We start from the raw sequence: 23029 nt of genomic DNA on the forward strand, positions 1-23029 counted from the left end.
CGCCCACCCGATGGCCAAGCCCGGGTTCGGAAAGCGGTCCGCGCCCGACCAGGAGCCGCGCCGCGCCGGGGATTTCGCACATCTGCCCAAGAGGGAAGCCGCGATCGCCGGTTACATCGACCGGCTGCCCGAGGGCGCGGACATCTCCATCAAGGCGCTGGCCAGGGAGCTGGAGGGCTTCGGGCAGTGCGCCGTCGGCACCGTGCTGCGCAGGCTCTCCGAGGCCGGGCACCTGCGGCGCGTACGCCGGGACGTGCAGGACGCCGAGGGCGCGCGGTGGGTGTACCGGACCTTCTTCACGCGTACCGCCCGGCCGGACGCCTGGTGGGCCGCGTTCCTCGGGGGCGACGTCCCGCAGTCCGGGATGGCCGCCCCCGCGCCGCTGCGGGAGCCGGAGGCGCGCGGTCATGACGCGCTCGCCCGGCTCGTGCACCAGCACCCCCGGCTCGCCCTGTCCGCGCTGGAGTGCGAGGCGCTCGCCGGGGTGGCCGGGGACTGGTTCCGGCGGGGCGCGACCGAGGCGCAGCTCGTCGCGGCCGTCGCGACGATGCTGCCGGACCCGGTCCGCCACCCCTTCGGCTTCGTGCAGAACCGGCTGATCAGCCGGATGCCGCCCGAGCTCCCGGCTCCCGTACGGGGCCGGTTCGTCATGCAGTGCACCGACTGCCACACCCCCGGCACGCCGGACTCGCTGCCGGGCGGCCTGTGCCGCGTCTGCCGGAGCGAGCCCTACGAGCACCCGGACGACGGCCGCCTCCCGGCCGACCTCGTGCGCGGCAAGGCGGAACGCCTGCGGGACACCGTCCGCAGGCACAAGCTCCGGCCGCCGCGCTGACGCTCAGCGCAGCAGCCCGTGGGGGGCCGGGGAGCTGAGCGGGGCCAGCGGACCGGGCGCGGCCCGGCGCAGGGCGGCCGAGGGCTTGCCCGGGACGCCGCCGAGCGCTCCGCCGACGTACTGGAACAGCGCGTCGCCTATCGGGTCCGGCTTCGGCCGGCCGTCGTCCTCGAACCGCTGGTACTTCATCAGGTTGTAGCCGACGGCGACCTGCCTGCGGCCGTCCTCGGTGGACAGCGCCCAGGTCCCGGCGCCGAAGACGCCGCCGTCGTGGCCCCAGTACCAGCGGCCGTCGGGCATGCGCAGGGTGTAGATGCCGAGGCCGTAACGCATCGCGGCCTCCTCGCCCGGCTCCGTTTCGTGGGCGGGGACGGTGGTCTTCATGGCGCGCAGTCCGGCGGGTCCGAGGAGCTTGCCGCCGAGGAGCTGACGGTAGAAGTCGTTGAGGTCCCGCGTCGTGGACACCATCGCACCGGCCGTGCCGGCCCAGGACATGTCGTAGACGCTGAAGTCGCGGGCGGGCTCGATGAGGCCGAACATCGATTCGTACATCTTGGCGTGCGGCCCGGACAGGCGGGGCGATGCGGGGAAGTAGGTGTGCCGCAGCCCGGCCTTACGGATGACGTTGCGGGTGATGTACGTTTCCGCGTCCTGGCCCGTGACCTTCTCCAGCAGCAGCCCGGCGAGTATGTAGTTGGTGTTGGCGTACGCGTACTTCCCGCGTTCGGCGGCCGGCGGCGCGGCGAGCCCGAGGCGGACCAGGTGTTCGGGGTCCAGGCGGCGGAAGCGGTGGGACTCAAGGACCGCGCCGGGGTTCTCGATGATGCCGGGGAAGGCGGGGAGTACGTAGTCGGCTATCCCGCTGGTGTGGTTGAGCAGCATGCGCACGGTCACCTGCCGACCGCGCTCGCCCGGCACCAGCTCGGGCAGGTAGCGCCCGATCGGCGCGTCCAGCTCGACGCGCCCCTTGTGGACCTGCTGGAGGACGGCCACGGCGGTGAAGGTCTTCGTGATGCTGCCGATCCGGTGCTCGAAGCCGGGCCGCATCCGGCGCCCGGTGTCCACATCGGCCAGTCCCGTCGCGCCGTGCCACTGCTCGGAACCGTCGCGGACGGACGAGAACGCCCCGTACATGCCGGCCCGGTGGATCGCCGCGAGGGAGTCGCGCAGGGCCGCCCGGTCGAGGCGGTGGCCGGCCACGCCCGGCGGCGCGGCGGGCTGGGCGGTCGCGGGGCCGGCCGTCACCGGCCCGGCGGCTAACGCCTGCGTCGGCACGACACCGACCGCGAGCGACAGCACGGCGGCCGAGGCCGCGGCGGCCAGGCGGGCTCTTTGGCGCTGCGGGCGGCGGGCGTTGGGGCGGGCGGGGCTCATGGGCACTCCTGTGGTTCGACTCGCGCACCCGTCGTACGCGGTGTCACCATCCTCGGCACGCGGCGGCGCCGGGCCCTCAGCCCACAGGACGATCTCGTGCACGAGAACCCATGACATTTGTCAGGCGTGGGGCGACGCCGGTGCACGGGGAAGTACGACGCGGACCGCGCGGGCACCTCAGCGGGGGCCGGACGGGCGGTCCGGTGCACGCACGACGGAGGGCCGTCGTTCCCGGGCGCGGGAACGACGGCCCTCCGTCGAACGGGAAGACGCTCAGAGCACGCGGACCGCACCGGTCGCGGGGTAGCCCGAAAGGTCCTGGATGACGACGCCCTTGCTCGGGTTGGCGGCGTCGAGGTACTGGCCGTCACCGATGTAGACGCCCACGTGGTACGCCGATCCGGCGCTGCCCCAGTAGAGGATGTCGCCGACCTGGAGGTTGGACGTGCCCACCTGGGTGCCGAACACCGACTGGTCCTGCGAGACGCGCGGCAGGTCGACGCCCACCGTGCGGTACGCGGCCTGGACGAGGCTGGAGCAGTCCCAGGCGTTGGGGCCGGAGGCGCCCATGACGTACGCGTCGCCGAGCTGCGCCTTGAGGAAGGCGACGACGGTCGCGGCGTTGCCGGTCCCGGTGGAGACGGAGGCTTCGGAGGAACCGACGGAGGCGGAGGCGCTGAGCGTCGTGCGCTCCGTGGAACGCGAGGCGCGCTCCTTCGCGGCGGCCTTCTCTGCCGCTTCCTCAGCGGCCTTCTTCTTCGCGGCCTCTTCGGCCTTGCGCTCGGCCTCGGCCTTGCGCTCGGCTTCCGCCTTTTCCTTCTTGGCGGTCTTCGCGGCCTTGGCGGCGGCGGCGTCCTGCTGGGCCTGGAGGTCGTAGGCGTGCGCGACCTGCTGGGTGGCCTCGGCGGAGACCGCGACGGTGCTCGCCAGTTCCGCGGTGATCGTGGGCATTTCGATGGTGGCGGTCACCGGCTCGGCATTCGCCGGCCCGGCAGCGCCGGCCACACCGATGGTGCTGAGGACGCCACCGGCAACTCCGGCACGCAGCGCGACCTTGGAGGCGCTGCGACGGGGTTTCCGGTGGCTGGGTATGTGAGCGGTGAGGGACATGGGACAACCGCTATCAGGCGTTCGCGGTTCCCATCAAGAAAGGTGTGCTGCGCCACAGTTGCGCCCCGGCGGCCCGAATCCGACTGCCGCCGGGCTTTATTGACGCCGTAACGGGCATTACGGGCACTCGTGATCATGCCTGTGATCATGGGCTTTCCGTGTTACGTCCCAATTGCCCGTCGCTTACCATCCGTTCACACCGTTGGCCAAGCCCGCTTGTATCGGAGCCTCCGGCACGTGGTGCAGGTCACAGATCGGCAACCCTTCCCGGCTCTCGTGCGCTCGTGAACGCGTGCACGCGTCCACATCGGTCCGCGCCGCTCCCCCGGAGTGATGAGGCGGCTTTCCTTTATCACCGACCGGCCGTCTCATGCGAATTTGCCTGTACTGGCCATCGCTTGATAGCGCGCACCCCTTGCGACCAGCGGTAACACCAGCGTTTGTCACGTCTGGTAGCCACTCGTGCACTTCGCGTATGAAGATCACCGCACAGCCGCGTTAATGATCGTTCGTCTGGTGGTGGAGATCACAAAGACGTTGTCGCAACCCGTGTCGCAGATCACAGACGGGCAGGCATAGGATGCGAAGCAGCCGGGCTTGTGAACTGCCTCACATAAGCGTGATCTTCGCGTGGCGAAGATCGCCGAGGCGGCGCGAAAACGCAGGCCCGGGGTGCGGTCCAACGGTCAAGGACGACTGGAAGGAGCGAGGAGCGTGAATGCCTACGCGCCCATCCTCGTGCTCGGCGCCCTCGGGGCAGGGTTTGCGATCTTCTCCGTGGTCATGGCCACGCTTATCGGCCCAAAGCGCTACAACCGGGCAAAGCTTGAAGCGTACGAGTGCGGCATCGAGCCGACACCCACACCCGCCGGTGGCGGCCGCTTCCCCATCAAGTACTACCTGACGGCGATGCTCTTCATCGTCTTCGACATCGAGATCGTCTTCCTCTACCCCTGGGCCGTCTCCTTCGACGCCCTGGGGCTTTTCGGGCTCGTCGAGATGCTGCTCTTCGTGCTCACCGTCTTCGTTGCCTACGCGTACGTATGGCGGCGCGGCGGCCTGGAATGGGACTGAGGGGCTGAGGGGTCACCAATGGGACTCGAAGAGAAGCTGCCCAGCGGCTTTCTGCTGACCACCGTCGAACAGGCCGCGGGCTGGGTGCGGAAGTCCTCCGTCTTCCCCGCGACCTTCGGCCTCGCCTGCTGCGCCATCGAGATGATGACGACGGGCGCCGGCCGGTACGACCTCGCCCGCTTCGGCATGGAGGTCTTCCGCGGTTCGCCGCGGCAGGCCGACCTCATGATCGTCGCGGGCCGGGTCAGCCAGAAGATGGCGCCGGTGCTGCGGCAGGTCTACGACCAGATGCCCAACCCCAAGTGGGTCATCTCCATGGGCGTGTGCGCCTCTTCAGGCGGAATGTTCAATAACTACGCAATTGTGCAGGGTGTTGATCATATTGTTCCTGTTGACATCTATTTGCCCGGCTGCCCGCCCCGCCCCGAGATGTTGATCGACGCGATTCTGAAGCTCCACCACAAGATTCAGAACTCCAAGCTCGGCGTGAACCAGGAAGAGGCGGCTCGCGAGGCGGAGGAGGCGGCCCTCAAGGCGCTCCCCACCATCGAGATGAAGGGGCTGCTGCGGTGAGCGACGTCAACGAGCCGAACCCCGACAAGGACCTGGGCGCGCAGAACCTGCCCGGCCAGCGCGGTGATCGCGGCGAGGAGATCCGCGTCCAGCGCGGCATGTTCGGCGCGCGCGACGGCGGCGACACCACCGGCTACGGCGGCCTCGTCCGCTCCGTACGCCTGCCGGGACCGGCCACCCGTCCCTACGGCGGCTGGTTCGACGAGGTGGCCGACGAGCTCGAAGGCGCCCTGGAGGAGCAGGACCTCCTCCCGGAGAACGCCATCGAGAAGACCGTCGTCGACCGCGGCGAGCTCACCTTCCACATCGCGCGCGAGCACCTGGTGCGGGTGGCGAAGACGCTGCGCGACGACCCGGCCCTGCGCTTCGAGCTGTGCAAGGGCGTCAGCGGCGTCCACTACCCCGAGGACGCGGGCCGCGAGCTGCACGCGGTCTACCACCTGCGCTCGCTCACCCACGGCCGGCTGATCCGGCTGGAGGTGAGCGCCCCGGACAGCGACCGCCACGTGCCCTCGCTGGTCTCGGTCTACCCGACCAACGACTGGCACGAGCGCGAGACGTACGACTTCTTCGGCCTCGTCTTCGACGGGCACCCCGCCCTCACCCGGATCATGATGCCGGACGACTGGCAGGGCTTCCCGCAGCGCAAGGACTATCCCCTCGGCGGCATCCCCGTCGAGTACAAGGGCGCCCAGATTCCCGCTCCGGACCAGCGGAGGTCGTACTCGTGACTACCCCACCCGCCTCAGCGCGCGAGACCACCGAAGGTCCCGTCTACACCGTCACCGGCGGCGACTGGGACGAAGTCGTCCAGGCGGCGACCAAGGCCGACGACGAGCGCATCGTCGTCAACATGGGTCCGCAGCACCCCTCGACCCACGGCGTGCTCCGCCTCATCCTGGAGATCGACGGCGAGACGGTCACCGAGGCCCGCTGCGGCATCGGCTACCTGCACACCGGCATCGAGAAGAACACCGAGTTCCGGAACTGGACGCAGGGCACGACCTTCGTCACGCGCATGGACTACCTGACGCCGTTCTTCAACGAGACGGCGTACTGCCTGGGCGTCGAGAAGCTGCTCGGCATCGAGGAGCAGGTCCCGGACCGGGCGAGCATCATCCGCGTGATGCTGATGGAGCTCAACCGGATCTCCTCGCACCTGGTGTGCATCGCCACCGGCGGCATGGAGCTGGGCGCCACCACGATCATGATCTACGGCTTCCGAGATCGTGAACTGATTCTCGATGCCTTCGAGCTGATCACCGGACTGCGCATGAACCACGCGTTCATCCGGCCCGGCGGCCTCGCCCAGGACCTGCCCCCGGGCGCGATGGACCAGCTCCGCGAGCTCGTGAAGACCATGAAGAAGAACCTGCCGGAGTACGACAAGCTCGCCACCGGCAACCCGATCTTCAAGGCCCGCATGCAGGACGTCGGGTACCTCGACCTCACCGGCTGCGTGGCGCTCGGCGCGACCGGCCCGGTCCTGCGCTCGGCGGGCCTGCCGCACGACGTGCGCAAGAGCGACCCCTACTGCGGCTACGACACGTACGACTTCGACGTGCCGACCGCCGACACCTGCGACTCCTACGGCCGCTTCCTGATCCGGCTCGAAGAGATGCGGCAGTCGCTGCGGATCGTCGAGCAGTGCCTGGACCGGCTCCGCGAGCCGGGCCCCGTGATGGTCGCCGACAAGAAGATCGCCTGGCCCGCGCAGCTCGCGCTCGGCCCCGACGGCCTCGGCAACTCGCTCGACCACATCAAGAAGATCATGGGCACCTCCATGGAGGCCCTGATCCACCACTTCAAGCTGGTGACCGAAGGCTTCCGGGTCCCGCCCGGGCAGGCGTACGTCACCGTCGAGTCGCCCCGGGGCGAACTCGGCGTGCACGTCGTCTCCGACGGCGGCACCCGCCCCTACCGGGTCCACTTCCGCGACCCGTCCTTCACCAACCTCCAGGCCATGGCGGCGATGTGCGAGGGCGGCCAGGTCGCCGACGTCATCGTCGCCGTCGCGTCCATCGACCCCGTGATGGGAGGCGTCGACCGGTGACCGCCACACCAGCGAATCAAGAGGTGAGCCTGGGGATGCCGCAGCTCCCCGCTCCCGACTACCCGGCCGACGTGCGCGCCCGGCTCGACGCGGACGCCAAGGAGGTCGTGGCCCGCTACCCCGACAGCCGGTCCGCCCTGCTGCCGCTGCTGCACCTCGTGCAGTCGCAGGAGGGGTACGTCACCCGCACCGGCGTCCGGTTCTGCGCCGAGACGCTGGGTCTCACCACCGCCGAGGTCACCGCGGTCTCCACCTTCTACTCGATGTACCGGCGCAAGCCGGGCGGCGACTACCAGGTGGGCGTCTGCACCAACACCCTGTGCGCGGTGATGGGCGGCGACGCGATCTTCGACGAGCTGAAGCAGCACCTCGGCGTCGGCAACAACGAGACGACCGAGGACGGCAAGGTCACCCTCGAACACATCGAGTGCAACGCGGCCTGCGACTTCGCGCCCGTGGTGATGGTCAACTGGGAGTTCTTCGACGACCAGACGCCCGAGTCCGCCAAGCGCCTCGTCGACGACCTGCGGGCGGGACGGCCCGTGCGGCCCACCCGTGGCGCGCCCCTGTGCACGTACAAGGAGACCGCCCGCATCCTGGCCGGCTTCCCCGACGAGCGCCCCGGCGCGGTCGAGGCGACCGGCGGCGCCGGGCCCGCCTCGCTCATCGGCCTCAGGCTCGCCAAGGGCGAGACGCCGCAGCACCGTGTGGTCCACCCGCGCGCGGAGACCCCGCAGGACGGGCCGCCGCACGATCCTTCGCCGTCCGAGCACCTCAGCTCGAACGACGCTCCGCAGCAGACCTCGGCGTCCGACCCCGCTCACCCGGCCGGACCGGCAGCCGAGGAGGGGGAGTGATGACCTTGGCAGCCGAGATCAACGAGACCAGCCCGGAGAAGCTGCTCTCACCCGTCCTGTCGGCGTTCTGGGACGAGCCCGAATCGTGGACCCTGGACACCTACCGGCGCCACGAGGGGTACGAGGGCCTGCGCAAGGCCCTCGCCATGTCGCCGGACGACCTCATCGCGTACGTCAAGGACTCCGGTCTGCGCGGGCGCGGCGGCGCGGGCTTCCCCACCGGCATGAAGTGGCAGTTCATCCCGCAGGGTGACGGCAAGCCGCACTACCTGGTGGTCAACGCCGACGAGTCGGAGCCCGGCACCTGCAAGGACATCCCGCTCCTCTTCGCCAACCCGCACTCCCTCATCGAGGGCATCGTGATCGCCTGCTACGCGATCCGGTCGAGCCACGCGTTCATCTACCTGCGCGGTGAAGTCGTCCCCGTACTGCGCAGGCTGCACGAGGCGGTGCGCGAGGCGTACGCGGCGGGCTACCTCGGCGAGAACATCCTCGGCAGCGGCCTCGACCTCGAACTGACCGTGCACGCGGGCGCGGGCGCGTACATCTGCGGTGAGGAGACGGCGCTGCTCGACTCGCTCGAAGGCCGGCGCGGCCAGCCCCGGCTGCGTCCCCCCTTCCCTGCCGTCGCGGGTCTTTACGCGTGTCCGACTGTTGTCAACAACGTCGAGTCCATCGCGTCGGTTCCCGCGATCCTCAACAAGGGCAAGGACTGGTTCCGTTCGATGGGCAGCGAGAAGTCCCCGGGCTTCACGCTGTACTCGCTGAGCGGCCATGTCACCAGCCCCGGCCAGTACGAGGCCCCGCTCGGCATCACCCTGCGCCAGCTGCTCGACATGAGCGGCGGCATCCGGGCCGGCCACCGGCTGAAGTTCTGGACGCCCGGCGGCTCCTCGACGCCGATGTTCACCGACGAGCACCTCGACGTACCGCTCGACTACGAGGGTGTCGGCGCGGCGGGCTCGATGCTCGGCACCAAGGCGCTCCAGTGCTTCGACGAGACGACGTGCGTGGTGCGGGCGGTGACCCGCTGGACCGAGTTCTACGCCCACGAGTCGTGCGGCAAGTGCACACCCTGCCGCGAAGGGACGTACTGGCTCGTGCAGCTGCTGCGCGACATCGAGGCCGGCAAGGGCCGCATGAGCGACCTCGACAAGCTGAACGACATCGCCGACAACATCAACGGCAAGTCGTTCTGCGCGCTCGGCGACGGCGCCGCGTCCCCGATCTTCTCCTCGCTCAAGTACTTCCGGGCGGAGTACGAGCAGCACATCACCGGCAAGGGCTGCCCCTTCGACCCGGCCAAGTCGACCGTCTGGGCCGACAAGCCCGCCCACCCCACGGAGGTGAACGCATGACCGTCACGACAAGTGCTCCCTCCGGAGGCGGCGAGGCGGCGGTCCCGCCCGAAGATCTGGTGTCCCTGACGATCGACGGCATCGAGATCTCCGTCCCCAAGGGGACGCTGGTCATCCGGGCCGCCGAACTGCTCGGCATCGAGATCCCGCGCTTCTGCGACCACCCGCTCCTCGACCCGGCCGGCGCCTGCCGCCAGTGCATCGTCGAGGTGGAGGGCCAGCGCAAGCCCATGGCGTCGTGCACCATCACGTGCACCGACGGCATGGTCGTCAAGTCCCAGCTCTCCTCGCCGGTCGCCGAGAAGGCGCAGCGCGGTGTGATGGAACTGCTGCTGATCAACCACCCGTTGGACTGCCCGGTCTGCGACAAGGGCGGCGAGTGCCCGCTCCAGAACCAGGCCATGTCCCACGGCGACGCGGAGTCCCGCTTCGAGGGCAGGAAGCGGACGTACGAGAAGCCCGTACCGATCTCCACCCAGGTGCTGCTGGACCGCGAGCGGTGCGTGCTCTGCGCGCGCTGCACCCGCTTCTCCAACCAGATCGCCGGCGACCCGATGATCGAGCTGATCGAGCGCGGCGCACTCCAGCAGGTCGGCACCGGCGAGGGCGACCCCTTCCAGTCGTACTTCTCCGGGAACACCATCCAGATCTGCCCGGTGGGCGCGCTGACCTCGGCGGCGTACCGCTTCCGGTCGCGGCCCTTCGACCTCGTGTCGTCGCCGTCCGTCTGCGAGCACTGCGCGGGCGGCTGCGCGACCCGCACCGACCACCGGCGCGGCAAGGTCATGCGGCGCATGGCGGCCGACGACCCCGAGGTCAACGAGGAGTGGATCTGCGACAAGGGGCGCTTCGGCTTCCGTTACGCGCAGCGCCCCGACCGGCTCACCACACCGCTCGTGCGGAGCGAGGCGGGCGTGCTGCAGCCGGCGAGCTGGCCCGAGGCGCTCGAAGCGGCGGCCCGGGGGCTCTCGGCGGCGCGCGGGCGGGCCGGTGTCCTGACCGGCGGCCGGCTCACCGTCGAGGACGCGTACGCGTACGCCAAGTTCGCCCGCATCGCCCTGGACACCAACGACATCGACTTCCGCGCGCGCGTGCACAGCGGCGAGGAGGCCGACTTCCTGGCGTCGCGGGTGGCCGGGCGCGGACGTGATCTCGACGGCGGCGGCGTCACGTACACCGCGCTGGAGAAGGCGCCCGCCGTACTGCTCGTCGGCATCGAGTCCGAGGAGGAGGCCCCCGGCGTCTTCCTGCGGCTGCGCAAGGCCCACCGCAAGCACGGGCAGCGCACGTTCGCCGTCGCGACGCACGCCACCCGGGGCCTGACGAAGGCGGGCGGCACGCTGCTTCCGGCGGCGCCCGGCACCGAACCGGAATGGCTCGACGCGATCGCCGACCGCACCGAGCTGGGCGGCGACGGGAACGCCGCGGCCGAGGCACTGCGCGGCGAGGGCGCCGTGATCGTCGTCGGCGAGCGGCTGGCCGCCGTACCCGGCGCGTACACCGCCGCGGTACGGGCCGCCACCGCGACCGGCGCCTCCCTGGTGTGGATCCCGCGCCGGGCCGGTGAGCGCGGGGCCGTCGAGGCGGGCGCGCTGCCCGCGCTGCTGCCCGGTGGCCGCCCGGCCACCGACCCGCGCGCGCGGGACGAGGTGGCGGCGGTCTGGGGCGTGGCCGAACTGCCGAGCCGCTACGGGCGCGACACCGGCCAGATCATCGAGGCCGCGGCCACCGGTGAACTGGCCGCGCTGCTCGTCGGCGGCGTCGAGGTCGCGGACCTTCCCGACCCGGTGCGCGCGCGTGAAGCCCTCGACCAGGCCGGTTTCATCGTCTCCCTGGAGCTGCGGCCCAGTGAGGTGACGGACCGGGCGGACGTCGTCCTTCCGGTCGCCGCCGTCGCGGAGAAGTCCGGCACCTTCCTCAACTGGGAGGGCCGGGCCCGGATGTTCGAGGCCGCGCTCAAGCCCGACCAGATGACGCGCACGCTCGCCCCCGGCGACGCGCGCGTGCTGCACATGCTCGCGGACGCTCTCGCCCGCGCCGCAGGCGCTGACAAATACAGTCACTTCGCGCTGCCGGACGTACGGGCCGTACGCCGCGAGATGGACCGCCTCGGCGCCTGGAGCGGGGCCCACGCCACCGACCCCGCCGAGTCCGCCCTGCCGCTGCCGCGCCCCGGCGCCGGCGAGGCGGTGCTCGCGGGGCACCGGCTGCTGCTCGACCAGGGCCGGCTCCAGGACGGTGACGAGGCGCTCGCGGGCACCCGCCACACGCCGGTCGCCCGGCTCTCCGCGACCACCGCGGCCGGCACCGGCGTGAAGGACGGCGACCTGCTCGCCGTCACCGGCCCCGCCGGAACCGTCGAACTGCCGCTCCAGGTCACGGCGATGCCGGACCGCGTGGTGTGGCTGCCGCTGAACTCCACGGGCGGCGGCGTCGCCACCGACACCGGCGCGGTCCCCGGACAGGTCGTCCGTATCGGCCCGGCCGCCGCCGCCTCCGTCACCGACGTACCGGAGGTGCTCGCGTGAACACGATGCTTCTCGCGGCCGAGGACCTGTCCATGTTCGGGCGCGACCCGTGGTGGCTCGTCGCGGTGAAGGCCGTCTTCTGCTTCGCCTTCCTGATGATCACCGTGCTCTTCTCCATCGTGTGGGAGCGCAAGGTCGTCGCCTGGATGCAGCTGCGCATCGGTCCGAACCGGCACGGTCCGTGGGGGCTCCTCCAGTCCCTCGCGGACGGCGTCAAGCTGATGCTCAAGGAGGACGTGATCGTCAAGCGGGCGGACAAGGTGGTCTACATCCTTGCTCCGGTCGTCGCGGCGATCCCGGCCTTCATGGCGATCGCGGTCATCCCGTTCGGCCCGGCCGGCAACGAGGTCTCGATCTTCGGCCAGCGCACCACGATGCAGCTGACCGACCTGCCGATCGCGATGCTCTACATCCTCGCCGTCGCGTCGGTCGGCATCTACGGCATCGTCCTCGCGGGCTGGTCGTCCGGGTCGACGTACCCGCTGCTCGGCGGCCTGCGCTCCTGCGCGCAGATGATCTCGTACGAGATCGCCATGGGCGCGGCCTTCGCCTCGGTGTTCCTCTACTCCGGATCGATGTCGACGTCGGCGATCGTCGAGGCGCAGCAGGACCGCTGGTTCATCATCCTGCTGCCGGTGTCCTTCATCATCTACGTCGTCACGATGGTGGGCGAGACGAACCGCGCCCCCTTCGACATGCCGGAGTCCGAGGGCGACCTGGTCGGCGGCTTCAACACCGAGTACTCGTCGATCAAGTTCGCGCTGTTCATGCTGGCGGAGTACGTCAACATGGTCACCGTCTCGGCGGTCTCGGTCACCCTCTTCCTGGGCGGCTGGCGGGCCCCGTACCCGATCAGCACCTTCTGGGAGGGCGCGAACCACGGCTGGTGGCCGATGCTCTGGTTCGTCGTCAAGGTCCAGCTGCTGCTGTTCTTCTTCATCTGGCTGCGCGGCACGCTGCCGCGCGTGCGCTACGACCAGCTGATGAAGCTGGGCTGGAAGGTCCTGATCCCGGTCTCGGTGGTCTGGCTGATGCTGGTCGCCACGGTGCGCGCGATGCGCAACGAGAACATGGAATTCCAGAACATCGTGCTGTACGTCGCCGGGGCGATCGTCGCGATCCTGCTCCTGTCCTTCGTCGCGGAGATCTTCCGCGACAAGAAGGAGAAGGAGCGGGCCGCGAAGGACGGGGAGGAACCACCCGCCTTCGACCCGATGGCGGGCGGATTCCCGGTCCCGCCGCTGCCCGGGCAGGAGTTGCCACCGGTGCCCCGCAGGCGGCCGCGCCACGAGCGCGAGCTGATTGTCAGTGGTGGGCCGGACACTAAGAGTGACGGTAAGGAGGCCGACGATGCCTGACACCCCAAAGCCCGGGGAAGCCCCCCGGACGCCCTGGCAGAATCCGTTGGCCGGCTTCGGCGTGACCTTCAAGGCCATGTTCAAGAAGCGGCTGACCGAGCAGTACCCGGAGCAGCAGAAGACGACGGCGCCGCGCTTCCACGGCCGGCACCAGCTCAACCGCCACCCGGACGGTCTGGAGAAGTGCATCGGGTGCGAGCTGTGCGCCTGGGCCTGTCCGGCCGACGCGATCTACGTGGAGGGCGCGGAGAACACCGAGGAGGAGCGTTACTCCCCGGGCGAGCGCTACGGCCGCGTCTACCAGATCAACTACGCCCGCTGCATTCTGTGTGGGCTGTGCATCGAGGCGTGCCCCACCCGCGCGCTGACCATGACCAACGAGTTCGAACTGGCCGACAGCAGCCGCGAGTCGCTCATCTACACCAAGGAGCAGCTCCTCGCCGGCCTGGAGGAGGGCATGGTCGAGGCACCGCACTCGATCTTCCCCGGCACGGACGAGCAGGACTACTACCGGGGCCTGGTGACCGAGGCCGCGCCGGGCACGGAGCGGCAGGTGGCGCACAGCAGGGGCGAGCGGCCCCAGGAGGCCGCGTCGACCTTCGGCGAGGGCGAGCCGACGACGGAGAAGGTGGTCGGGGGATGAACGCTCTCGCCGCCTCCGCAACGTCGACGGGCGAGGCCGTGCAGTTCTGGGTCCTCGGTACGGTCGCCGTCATCGGCGCCCTGTGCACGATCCTGATGAAGAAGGCGGTGCACAGCGCGCTGTGCCTGGCCGGGACGATGATCGTCCTGGCCGTCTTCTACCTCGCCAACGGCGCGTACTTCCTCGGCGTCGTCCAGATCGTCGTCTACACCGGCGCGATCATGATGCTCTTCCTCTTCGTCGTCATGCTCGTCGGTGTCACCGCCGCCGACTCCCTGAAGGAGACGCTCAAGGGCCAGCGCTGGCTGGCCGCCGGCTGCGGTCTCGGGTTCGGGATCCTGCTGATGGCCGGCATCGGGCAGGCCTCGCTGTCCACCTTCAACGGGCTGGGCAGGGCGAACGCCGCCGCCGGCGGCAACGTCGAGGGCCTGGCCGAGCTCATCTTCACCAAGTACGTCTTCGCCTTCGAGCTCACCGGCGCCCTGCTGATCACGGCGACCGTCGGCGCGATGGTGCTCACGCACCGCGAGCGCACCGAGCGCGCCAAGACGCAGCGGGAGCTGTCCCAGGAGCGCGTACGCGGCAAGCACCTGCCGCCGCTGCCCGCGCCCGGGGTCTACGCCCGGCACAACGCGGTGGACATCGCCGGTCTGCTGCCGGACGGCACGCCGTCGGAGCTCACGGTCAACAAGACGCTGCGCGGGCGCGGTCAGATCCGCGACGTGTCGGGCGGGGCGATGGCCGACCTCAAGGCGCTGGAGCAGCGCTCCGAGGAGCGGCTCGGCCGCGAGGCCGGCCGTGAGAACGGCCGGGACCAGGACGCATCGGAGGTCGCCAAGTGAACCCGGTCAACTACCTGTATCTCGCGGCGCTGCTGTTCACCATCGGTGCGGCGGGAGTGCTGATCCGGCGGAACGCGATCGTCGTCTTCATGTGCGTCGAGCTGATGCTCAACGCCTGCAACCTCGCGTTTGTCGCCTTCTCCCGGATGCACGGCAATCTCGACGGCCAGATCATCGCGTTCTTCACGATGGTGGTCGCCGCGGCCGAGGTCGTGGTGGGTCTCGCGATCATCGTGTCGCTGTTCCGGTCCCGCCACTCGGCCTCGGTCGACGACGCCAGCCTGATGAAGCTGTAAGGGGTCGCAAGAATCGTGGAGAACTTGATTGCGCTGCTCGTAGCGGCGCCTTTGCTCGGAGCGGCGGCCCTGCTGTGCGGCGGGCGGCGGCTCGACCGTGTCGGCCACTGGATCGGCACCGCGCTCGCGGCGGCCTCGTTCGTGCTCGGACTGGTCCTGTTCGGCGCGATGCTGGGGTACGACGTCGAGGCGCGGACGATGCGTCAGCACCTCTACACCTGGGTGCCCGTGGAGGGCTTCCAGGGGGACATCGCGTTCCAGCTCGACCAGCTGTCGATGACGTTCGTACTGCTGATCACGGGTGTGGGCACGCTGATCCACCTGTACTCGGTCGGCTACATGGAGCACGACGAACGCCGTCGCCGCTTCTTCGGCTACCTGAACCTCTTCCTCGCGGCGATGCTCCTGCTGGTCGTCGCCGACAACTACCTGCTGCTGTACTTCGGGTGGGAGGGCGTCGGCCTGGCGTCGTACCTGCTCATCGGCTTCTGGCAGCACAAGCCCAGCGCGGCGACGGCGGCCAAGAAGGCGTTCATCGTCAACCGCGTCGGCGACATCGGCCTGTCCATCGCCATCATGCTGATGTTCACCACCTTCGGTACCTTCGCCTTCGGGCCGGTCCTCGGGGCGACCGGGGACGCGACCGAGGGCAAGATGACGGCCATCGGGCTGATGCTGCTGCTGGCCGCGTGCGGCAAGTCGGCGCAGGTGCCGCTCCAGTCGTGGCTCGGTGACGCGATGGAGGGCCCGACCCCGGTCTCCGCCCTCATCCACGCCGCCACGATGGTGACCGCCGGCGTCTACCTCATCACCCGGTCCGGCGCGATCTTCAACGCCGCCCCCGACGCCCAGACGGCGGTCGTGGTGGTCGGCGCGGTCACGCTTCTCTTCGGTGCGATCGTCGGTTGTGCGAAGGACGACATCAAGAAGGCGCTGGCCGGCTCGACGATGTCGCAGATCGGCTACATGATCCTCGCGGCGGGCCTCGGACCCATCGGCTACGCCTTCGCGATCATGCACCTGGTGACGCACGGCTTCTTCAAGGCGGGCCTCTTCCTCGGCGCCGGTTCGGTCATGCACGGCATGAACGACGAGGTCGACATGCGGAAGTACGGCGGCCTGCGGAAGTACATGCCGGTGACCTTCGTGACGTTCGGACTCGGCTACCTCGCGATCATCGGCTTCCCCGGTCTGTCCGGCTTCTTCTCCAAGGACAAGATCATCGAGGCGGCCTTCGCCTCGGGCGGCACCCAGGGCTGGATCCTCGGCACGGTGACGCTGCTGGGCGCGGGCATCACGGCGTACTACATGACGCGCGTGATGATCCTGACGTTCTTCGGCGAGAAGCGCTGGCAGCCCGCCCCCGACCCGGACAAGGCGGCGAGTGTCGAGCCCGGCATCGAGGTCACGCCCGGCGCGATGCCCCACCCGCACGAGTCGCCCAAGTCGATGACGATCCCGATGATCGTGCTCGCCTTCGGGTCGGTGTTCGCCGGAGGGTTCTTCAGCATCGGCGACCGGTTCGTGAACTGGCTGGAGCCGGTGACGCAGTTCGAGCACCCGCACCCGCCGATCAGCGTCCCGGTCATCACCGGCATGACGGTCGTCGTCCTGCTGGCCGGCGTCGCGATCGCGTACCTCCAGTACGGACGCGGGCCCGTCCCGGTCGTCGCCCCGCGCGGCTCGCTGCTGACCCGCGCCGCCCGGCGCGACCTGCTCCAGGACGACTTCAACCACGTCGTCCTGGTCCGCGGCGGCGAACACCTCACCCGCTCGCTGGTGTACGTCGACCACACCCTGGTCGACGGAGTGGTCAACGGAACGGCGGCCTCGGTCGGCGGGCTCTCCGGCCGGCTGCGCAAGCTGCAGAACGGCTACGCCCGCTCGTACGCGGTCTCGATGTTCGGCGGTACGGCGATCCTCATTGCCGCGACCCTGCTGATGAGGGCGGTCTGATCACGATGTCTTTTCCCCTTCTGACGGTCACGGCGGCGCTCCCGGCGGTCGGCGCGGTCCTGACCGCCGCCGTGCCCGCCGGGCGCCGCACGGCCGCCAAGTGGCTGGCGCTGCTCTTCTCGCTCGCCACGCTGGTTCTGGCGGCCGTCGTGTTCATCCGCTTCGAGCCCGGCGGCGACCGCTACCAGCTCACCGAGTCCCATGCCTGGATCCCCGACTTCGGGGTCCGCTATGAGCTGGGCGTGGACGGCATCGCCGTCGCGCTCATCGCGCTCACGGCGCTGCTGATCCCCTTCATCATCCTCGCGGGCTGGCACGACGCCGACCCCCTGGAGACCAAGAGCTCACGCTGGCGGCCCACCCAGGGCTTCTTCGCGCTGATCCTGATGGTCGAAGCGATGGTGGTCATCTCCTTCGAGGCCACCGACGTCTTCCTCTTCTACATCTTCTTCGAAGCCATGCTCATCCCGATGTACTTCCTCATCGGCGGCTTCGGGGACCGGGCGCACGCGGGCACCGACGGAGCGGCGGCCACCCAGCGCTCGTACGCCGCCGTCAAGTTCCTCCTCTACAACCTGGCCGGCGGACTCATCATGCTGGCCGCCGTCGTCGGCCTGTACGTGGTCGCCGGGAGCTTCTCGCTCTCGGAGATCGTCGAGGCGCGGGCGAGCGGCGAGCTGGAGATGGCGACCAACACGGAGCGGCTGCTCTTCCTCGGCTTCTTCTTCGCGTTCGCGGTGAAGGCGCCGCTGTGGCCGCTGCACACCTGGCTGCCCAACGCCATGGGCGAGGCGACCGCCCCGGTCGCCGTGCTGATCACGGCGGTCGTCGACAAGGTCGGCACCTTTGCGATGCTGCGCTTCTGCCTCCAGCTCTTCCCGGAGGCCAGCAAGTGGGCGACGCCCGCGATCATCGTGCTGGCGCTGATCAGCATCATCTACGGCGCGCTGCTGGCGGTCGGCCAGCGGGACATCAAGCGCCTGATCGCGTACGCCTCGATCTCGCACTTCGGGTTCATCGTCCTCGGCATCTTCGCGATGACGAGCCAGGGCCAGTCGGGCGCGACGCTCTACATGGTCAACCACGGGATCTCGACCGCCGCACTGATGCTGGTGGCCGGCTTCCTGATCACCCGGCGCGGGTCGCGGCTCATCGCGGACTACGGCGGTGTGCAGAAGGTCGCCCCGGTGCTCGCCGGGACGTTCCTCGTCGGCAGCCTGGCGACGCTGTCGCTGCCGGGTCTCGCGCCGTTCGTCAGCGAGTTCCTGGTGCTGGTCGGCGCGTTCGCGGCGTACCCGGTGGCCGGGATCGTGGCCACGCTGGGCATCGTCCTCGCCGCGCTGTACACGCTCGTCCTGTACCAGCGGACGATGACGGGGCCGGTCAAGGCCGAGGTGCGGACCATGCCCGACCTCAAGGCCCGGGAGCTGGTGGTCGTGGCTCCGCTGATCGCGCTGCTGCTGCTCCTCGGCGTCTTTCCCAAGCCGCTGACGGACGTCGTCAACCCGGCCGTGCAGCACACCATGAACGACGTCCGCAAAACGGACCCCACCCCCGAGATTGAGGCGGAGGCGGCCAAGTGAGCGCATCAGCTGTCCACAGCCTGTGGACGACGGTCGCGGCGCCCGGCGCCGAGGGCGGTTTCACGGCCCCGCACATCGAGTACGCCCAGCTGTCGCCGACGCTCATCGTCGTGGGCGCGGCCGTCGTCAGCGTACTCGTCGAGGCCTTCGTGCCGCGCAAGGCCCGGTACTACACGCAGCTGTTCCTGTCGGTCGTGGCCGTCACCGCCGCCTTCGCGGCCGTCGTGGCGCTCGCGGCCGGCGGGTACGGCACCACGAAGGCGCAGATCGCGGCGGAGGGCGCCATCGCGGTCGACGGCCCGGCGCTCTTCCTGCAGGGGACCATCCTGCTGGCCTCCCTGGTCGCCGTGTTCACCTTCGCCGAGCGCAGGCTCGACCCGGACGCACACGGCAACCGCGTCGACTCGTTCGCCGCGCAGGCCGCGTCCGTACCGGGCAGTGAGAGCGAGAAGGCGGCGGTCAAGGCCGGTTTCACCACGACCGAGGTCTTCCCGCTGATGCTGTTCGCGGTCGCCGGGATGCTCGTCTTCCCGGCCGCGAACGACCTGCTGACGCTGTTCGTGGCGCTGGAGGTCTTCTCGCTCCCGCTGTACCTGCTGTGCGCCGTCGCCCGCCGCAAGCGGCTGATGTCGCAGGAGGCCGCGGTGAAGTACTTCCTGCTGGGAGCCTTCTCGTCGGCGTTCCTGCTGTTCGGCATCGCCCTGATGTACGGCTACGCGGGCTCGGTGTCGTACGCCAGGATCGCGAGCGTCGTCGACGGGACGGTCAAGCAGATCGACCCGGCGCTCGCCGACACCATGGGCAACGACGCGCTGCTGCTGATCGGCGGCGCGATGATCCTGATGGGCCTGCTGTTCAAGGTCGGCGCGGTCCCCTTCCACATGTGGACCCCGGACGTCTACCAGGGCGCTCCGACCCCGGTCACCGGCTTCATGGCCGCCGCGACCAAGGTGGCCGCCTTCGGCGCCATGCTGCGGCTGCTGTACGTCGTCCTGCCCGGCCTGCGGTGGGACTGGCGTCCGGTGATGTGGGCCATCGCGATCGTCACCATGCTGGGCGGCGCGATCGTTGCGATCACCCAGACCGACATCAAGCGGCTCCTGGCGTACTCGTCGATCGCGCACGCCGGGTTCATCCTGGCCGGTGTGATCGCGACCCGGCCCGAGGGCATCTCGTCCGTCCTCTTCTACCTGCTCGCGTACTCCTTCGTGACGATCGGCGCCTTCGCCGTGGTCACGCTGGTGCGGGACGCGGGCGGCGAGGCGACGCACCTGTCGAAGTGGGCGGGCCTGGGGCGGCGCTCGCCGCTGGTGGCCGCCGTCTTCGCGGTGTTCCTGCTGGCCTTCGCCGGAATCCCGCTGACGTCCGGCTTCGCCGGCAAGTTCGCGGTCTTCAAGGCGGCGGCCGAGGGCGGGGCCGGGGCGCTGGTCGTGGTCGGTGTGATTTCGTCGGCGATCGCCGCGTTCTTCTACATCCGGGTGATCGTCCTGATGTTCTTCAGCGAGCCGAAGGCGGACGGCCCCACGGTCGCCGTGCCGTCGCCGCTGACGACTGCGGCGATCGGGGTGGGCGTCGCGGTGACGCTGGTGCTCGGCGTCGCGCCGCAGTACTTCCTGGACCTGGCCGGCCAGGCGGGAGTCTTCGTCCGCTGACCGCACGGCCGACCGTCGGTGCGTGACCGCCGCCCGGTTCCCCTCCTCGCGGGGGTGCCGGGCGGCAGCTTTTGGGCCGGGGTGTCAGTGCGTGCCCCTATCGTGGGGTGCCGGGGGACGGAACGTACGGGGGACAGAGCGATGGACGGGACAGGTGGCATGGTCGAGGCGGTCGAAGCCGGTGCGGTGACGCGGAGCGACGCCCTGGAGACGCTGCATCGCGTGTTCGGGTACGACGCGTTCCGCGGCGAGCAGGCGGCGGTCATCGAGCATGTCGTGGCCGGCGGAGACGCCGTCGTGCTGATGCCGACCGGCGGCGGAAAGTCGCTCTGCTACCAGATCCCGGCGCTGGTCAGGCCCGGTACGGGCATCGTGATCTCCCCTCTGATCGCGTTGATGCAGGACCAGGTCGACGCGCTGCGGGCGCTCGGTGTGCGGGCCGGTTTCATCAACTCCACGCAGGACTTCGGCGAGCGGCGCGCGATGGAGGCGGAGTTCCTGGCCGGCGAGCTGGACCTGTTGTACCTGGCGCCGGAGCGGCTGCGCCTGGACGCGACGCTCGACCTGCTGTCCCGGGGCAAGATCTCCGTCTTCGCGATCGACGAGGCCCACTGTGTGGCCCAGTGGGGCCACGACTTCCGGCCGGACTACCTGACCCTTTCGGTGCTGGGGCAGCGCTGGCCGGAGGTGCCGAGGATCGCGCTGACGGCGACCGCGACGGACGCCACGCACCGGGAGATCACGCAGCGGCTCGGGATGGAGCAGGCGCGGCACTTCGTGGCGAGCTTCGACCGCCCCAACATCCAGTACCGGATCGTCGGGAAGTCGGACCCGAAGAAGCAGCTGTTGTCGTTCCTGCGCGAGGAGCACGCGGGCGACGCGGGCATCGTCTACTGCCTCTCGCGCAATTCCGTCGACAAGACGGCGGAGTTCCTCTGCCGCAACGGCATCGACGCGGTGCCGTACCACGCGGGGCTCGACGGGGGGACGCGCGCGGCGCACCAGTCGCGGTTCCTGCGCGAGGAGGGGCTGGTCGTCGTCGCGACCATCGCCTTCGGCATGGGCATCGACAAGCCGGACGTGCGGTTCGTCGCGCACCTGGACCTCCCGAAGTCGGTCGAGGGCTACTACCAGGAGACGGGCCGCGCCGGACGTGACGGGCTGCCGTCCACGGCGTGGATGGCGTACGGCCTCCAGGACGTCGTGCAGCAGCGCAAGATGATCCAGGGCGGCGAGGGCGACGAGGCGTTCCGGCGGCGTGCGGCGTCGCACCTCGACGCGATGCTGGCGCTCTGCGAGACGGCGCAGTGCCGCCGGGCGCAGCTCCTCGCCTACTTCGGGCAGGAGCCCGGCGCCGCGTCCTGCGGCAACTGCGACACGTGCCTGACGCCGCCCGAGACGTGGGACGGGACCGTGCCGGCGCAGAAGGTGCTGTCGACGGTGGTGCGCTTGCAGCGGGAGCGCCGCCAGAAGTTCGGGGCGGGCCAGATCATCGACATCCTGCTGGGGCGCAAGACCGCGAAGGTCATCCAGTTCGACCACGACCAGCTGTCGGTGTTCGGCATCGGCGAGGAGCTGTCCGAGGTCGAATGGCGGGGCGTGGTGCGGCAGTTGCTCGCCCAGGGGCTGCTGGCGGTCGAGGGCGAGTACGGCACGCTGGTGATGACCGACGCGAGCGCGTCCGTGCTGAGCCGGGAGCGGGAGGTGCGGCTGCGCAAGGAGGCGAAGCCGGTGCCGGCCGCCCGGGCCGCGAAGGGCGAGCGCAAGGCGAAGGCGGCCTCGGCCAACGCGGACCTCCCGGCGGAGGCCGTCCCGGTCTTCGAAGCGCTGCGCGCCTGGCGGGCGGAGCAGGCGCGGGAGCAGGGCGTACCGGCGTACGTGATCTTCCACGACGCGACGCTGCGGGAGATCGCGACGGTGCGGCCGGGTTCGGTGGCGGAGCTCGGCGGCATCGCCGGGCTCGGCGAGAAGAAGCTGGCCACGTACGGGGAGGGTGTGCTGGGGGTACTCGGCGCGCTGGGCGGAGCGGAGGCTCCGGCGGGCGAATCGGCCCCGGCGGCCGGATCCGCGGCCCCGGCCGGGGCGGTGGCCCCGGCGTCACCGGGTGCCGACGGTGGGGCGGCGGACTGGGACTGGGACGCGGAGCCCGAGTGGGACACGGAGCCGCCCGAGTCGCAGTGAGCGCCAGTGGCGGGGCGGAGCCGGGCCCGCAGGGCCCAGCCCGTCCTACTGCCGGCCGCCGGCCTTCCGGCGAGGTGTGATGCGGCTGAGGTCGAGATCGACGGGGAACGGGACCGGGACCTTCATGCGGTCGTGGAAGATCCCCGTGCTCGTGTACGCCCCGGTGCTCGGCTCCAGCTCGAAGACGTAGACGACGGCGTGGCCGCCGTTGTTCTCGACCCTCCAGAAGTGGGGAATCCTGGCGCGCGCGTACTTCACAGGCTTGGTTTCACGGTCCCGCGACCTGGACTCGGGGGAGACGACCTCGATCGCCAGCCGCACCGACCCGGCGGGGAACCGGGTCTGCTCCGGGTCCTCGATGACGTCACCGTCCACGACGATCACGTCGGGCTCGGGCCGGTTGTAGCGGTCGATGTCGATGGTGAATTCGCGTACCACCTCCAGTTCGGGCGGGACGACGGACTGCAGTTGCCACTCGAAGAAGCTGACCGCCCGCGAATGAAAGAGGGTCTGTGGACTCACGAAGACGAGGCTCCCGTCGATCAGCTCCGTGTGCGGAGGCAGATTCGGAAGCCGGTCCAGGTCGTCGGCGGTCCAGCCGCCCGGGGGCGGGACCGGCCACGTGGGCTCCGGGTCCTCGGGTACGACGCTCATCAGTGCTCCCATGGGACGGAGTCTGGCGGGTCCGTCCAGCGTACGGCGGGTGCTCGCAAGCGGCTCCCCCGTTCGTGTGTACGGGGGGAGACTCGCTCACCC

19 protein-coding genes are annotated in these 23029 nt (G+C 70.2%); 16 read left to right on the plus strand and 3 right to left on the minus strand.

The genetic code is table 11. The annotated features are described in order from the left end of the window. Nucleotides 1-835 (plus strand): hypothetical protein (locus E2E34_RS09270; protein ID WP_244315586.1); only part of this gene is annotated, 835 nt, incomplete at its 5' end. A gap of 3 nt (nt 836-838) precedes the next feature. Here E2E34_RS09270 and E2E34_RS09275 read toward each other — a convergent pair. Together E2E34_RS09275 and E2E34_RS09280 are read right to left on the minus strand one after the other, a co-directional pair. Beyond that, nucleotides 839-2209, minus strand: coding sequence for a serine hydrolase domain-containing protein (locus E2E34_RS09275; protein ID WP_138901418.1), 1371 nt, complete (start codon nt 2207-2209; stop codon nt 839-841). 273 nt (nt 2210-2482) lie between these two features. Next, a complete protein-coding gene (locus E2E34_RS09280) occupies nt 2483-3319 on the minus strand; it encodes a C40 family peptidase (protein WP_138901419.1) in 837 nt (278 codons plus the stop codon). A 714-nt stretch (nt 3320-4033) separates the two neighbouring features. Here E2E34_RS09280 and E2E34_RS09290 point away from each other — a divergent pair. The 15 genes from E2E34_RS09290 (at nt 4034) to recQ (ending at nt 22273) form a co-directional block, all read left to right on the plus strand. Next, nucleotides 4034-4393 (plus strand): NADH-quinone oxidoreductase subunit A, encoded by a 360-nt coding sequence (locus E2E34_RS09290; protein WP_003956195.1) that lies wholly within the window; start codon nt 4034-4036, stop codon nt 4391-4393. 18 nt (nt 4394-4411) lie between these two features. Then, nucleotides 4412-4966, plus strand: coding sequence for a NuoB/complex I 20 kDa subunit family protein (locus E2E34_RS09295; protein ID WP_069927526.1), 555 nt, complete (start codon nt 4412-4414; stop codon nt 4964-4966). Beyond that, complete coding sequence (locus tag E2E34_RS09300) at nt 4963-5697, plus strand: NADH-quinone oxidoreductase subunit C (protein ID WP_138901421.1); 735 nt, start codon at nt 4963-4965, stop codon at nt 5695-5697. Before E2E34_RS09295 ends, E2E34_RS09300 begins: the two co-directional genes overlap by 4 nt. After that, nucleotides 5694-7019, plus strand: coding sequence for an NADH-quinone oxidoreductase subunit D (locus E2E34_RS09305; protein ID WP_138901422.1), 1326 nt, complete (start codon nt 5694-5696; stop codon nt 7017-7019). The genes E2E34_RS09300 and E2E34_RS09305 overlap by 4 nt, the downstream gene beginning before the upstream one ends. Before the next feature lie 35 nt (nt 7020-7054). Then, nucleotides 7055-7876: an NADH-quinone oxidoreductase subunit NuoE gene (gene nuoE / locus E2E34_RS09310; RefSeq protein ID WP_425573404.1), complete on the plus strand. Its 822-nt coding sequence runs from the start codon at nt 7055-7057 to the stop codon at nt 7874-7876. After that, nucleotides 7873-9234 (plus strand): NADH-quinone oxidoreductase subunit NuoF, encoded by a 1362-nt coding sequence (gene nuoF / locus E2E34_RS09315; protein WP_208765188.1) that lies wholly within the window; start codon nt 7873-7875, stop codon nt 9232-9234. Before nuoE ends, nuoF begins: the two co-directional genes overlap by 4 nt. Continuing rightward, nucleotides 9231-11762 (plus strand): NADH-quinone oxidoreductase subunit G, encoded by a 2532-nt coding sequence (locus E2E34_RS09320; RefSeq protein ID WP_138901425.1) that lies wholly within the window; start codon nt 9231-9233, stop codon nt 11760-11762. Before nuoF ends, E2E34_RS09320 begins: the two co-directional genes overlap by 4 nt. Before the next feature lie 5 nt (nt 11763-11767). Further along, a complete protein-coding gene (gene nuoH / locus E2E34_RS09325) occupies nt 11768-13120 on the plus strand; it encodes an NADH-quinone oxidoreductase subunit NuoH (protein ID WP_138901437.1) in 1353 nt (450 codons plus the stop codon). Then, nucleotides 13113-13763, plus strand: coding sequence for an NADH-quinone oxidoreductase subunit NuoI (gene nuoI / locus E2E34_RS09330; RefSeq protein WP_138901426.1), 651 nt, complete (start codon nt 13113-13115; stop codon nt 13761-13763). The genes nuoH and nuoI overlap by 8 nt, the downstream gene beginning before the upstream one ends. Next, entirely contained in the window at nt 13760-14605 is an 846-nt protein-coding gene (locus E2E34_RS09335) for an NADH-quinone oxidoreductase subunit J (protein WP_138901427.1), read from the plus strand. The genes nuoI and E2E34_RS09335 overlap by 4 nt, the downstream gene beginning before the upstream one ends. Next, the gene (gene nuoK / locus E2E34_RS09340; protein WP_069927518.1) at nt 14602-14901 is read left to right on the plus strand and encodes an NADH-quinone oxidoreductase subunit NuoK; all 300 of its coding nucleotides are present in this window, start codon (nt 14602-14604) and stop codon (nt 14899-14901) included. The genes E2E34_RS09335 and nuoK overlap by 4 nt, the downstream gene beginning before the upstream one ends. 15 nt (nt 14902-14916) lie before the next feature. After that, on the plus strand, nt 14917-16857 hold the full coding sequence (gene nuoL, locus E2E34_RS09345) for an NADH-quinone oxidoreductase subunit L (protein WP_138901428.1): 1941 nt from the start codon (nt 14917-14919) through the stop codon (nt 16855-16857). Between the two features lie 5 nt (nt 16858-16862). Beyond that, entirely contained in the window at nt 16863-18440 is a 1578-nt protein-coding gene (locus E2E34_RS09350; protein ID WP_138901429.1) for an NADH-quinone oxidoreductase subunit M, read from the plus strand. Continuing rightward, nucleotides 18437-20092, plus strand: a complete 1656-nt coding sequence (nuoN, locus tag E2E34_RS09355) for an NADH-quinone oxidoreductase subunit NuoN (RefSeq protein ID WP_138901430.1) — start codon at nt 18437-18439, stop codon at nt 20090-20092. Before E2E34_RS09350 ends, nuoN begins: the two co-directional genes overlap by 4 nt. Before the next feature lie 141 nt (nt 20093-20233). Further along, nucleotides 20234-22273, plus strand: a complete 2040-nt coding sequence (gene recQ, locus E2E34_RS09360) for a DNA helicase RecQ (RefSeq protein WP_138901431.1) — start codon at nt 20234-20236, stop codon at nt 22271-22273. Between the two features lie 45 nt (nt 22274-22318). On the opposite strand, the gene E2E34_RS09365 is transcribed toward recQ, so the two are convergent. Next, nucleotides 22319-22927, minus strand: coding sequence for a Uma2 family endonuclease (locus tag E2E34_RS09365; protein WP_138901438.1), 609 nt, complete (start codon nt 22925-22927; stop codon nt 22319-22321). Nucleotides 22928-23029 lie beyond the last annotated feature (102 nt).

This window comes from Streptomyces albidochromogenes (assembly GCF_005981925.1).
GTDB classification, from domain to species: Bacteria; Actinomycetota; Actinomycetes; order Streptomycetales; family Streptomycetaceae; genus Streptomyces; species Streptomyces albidochromogenes.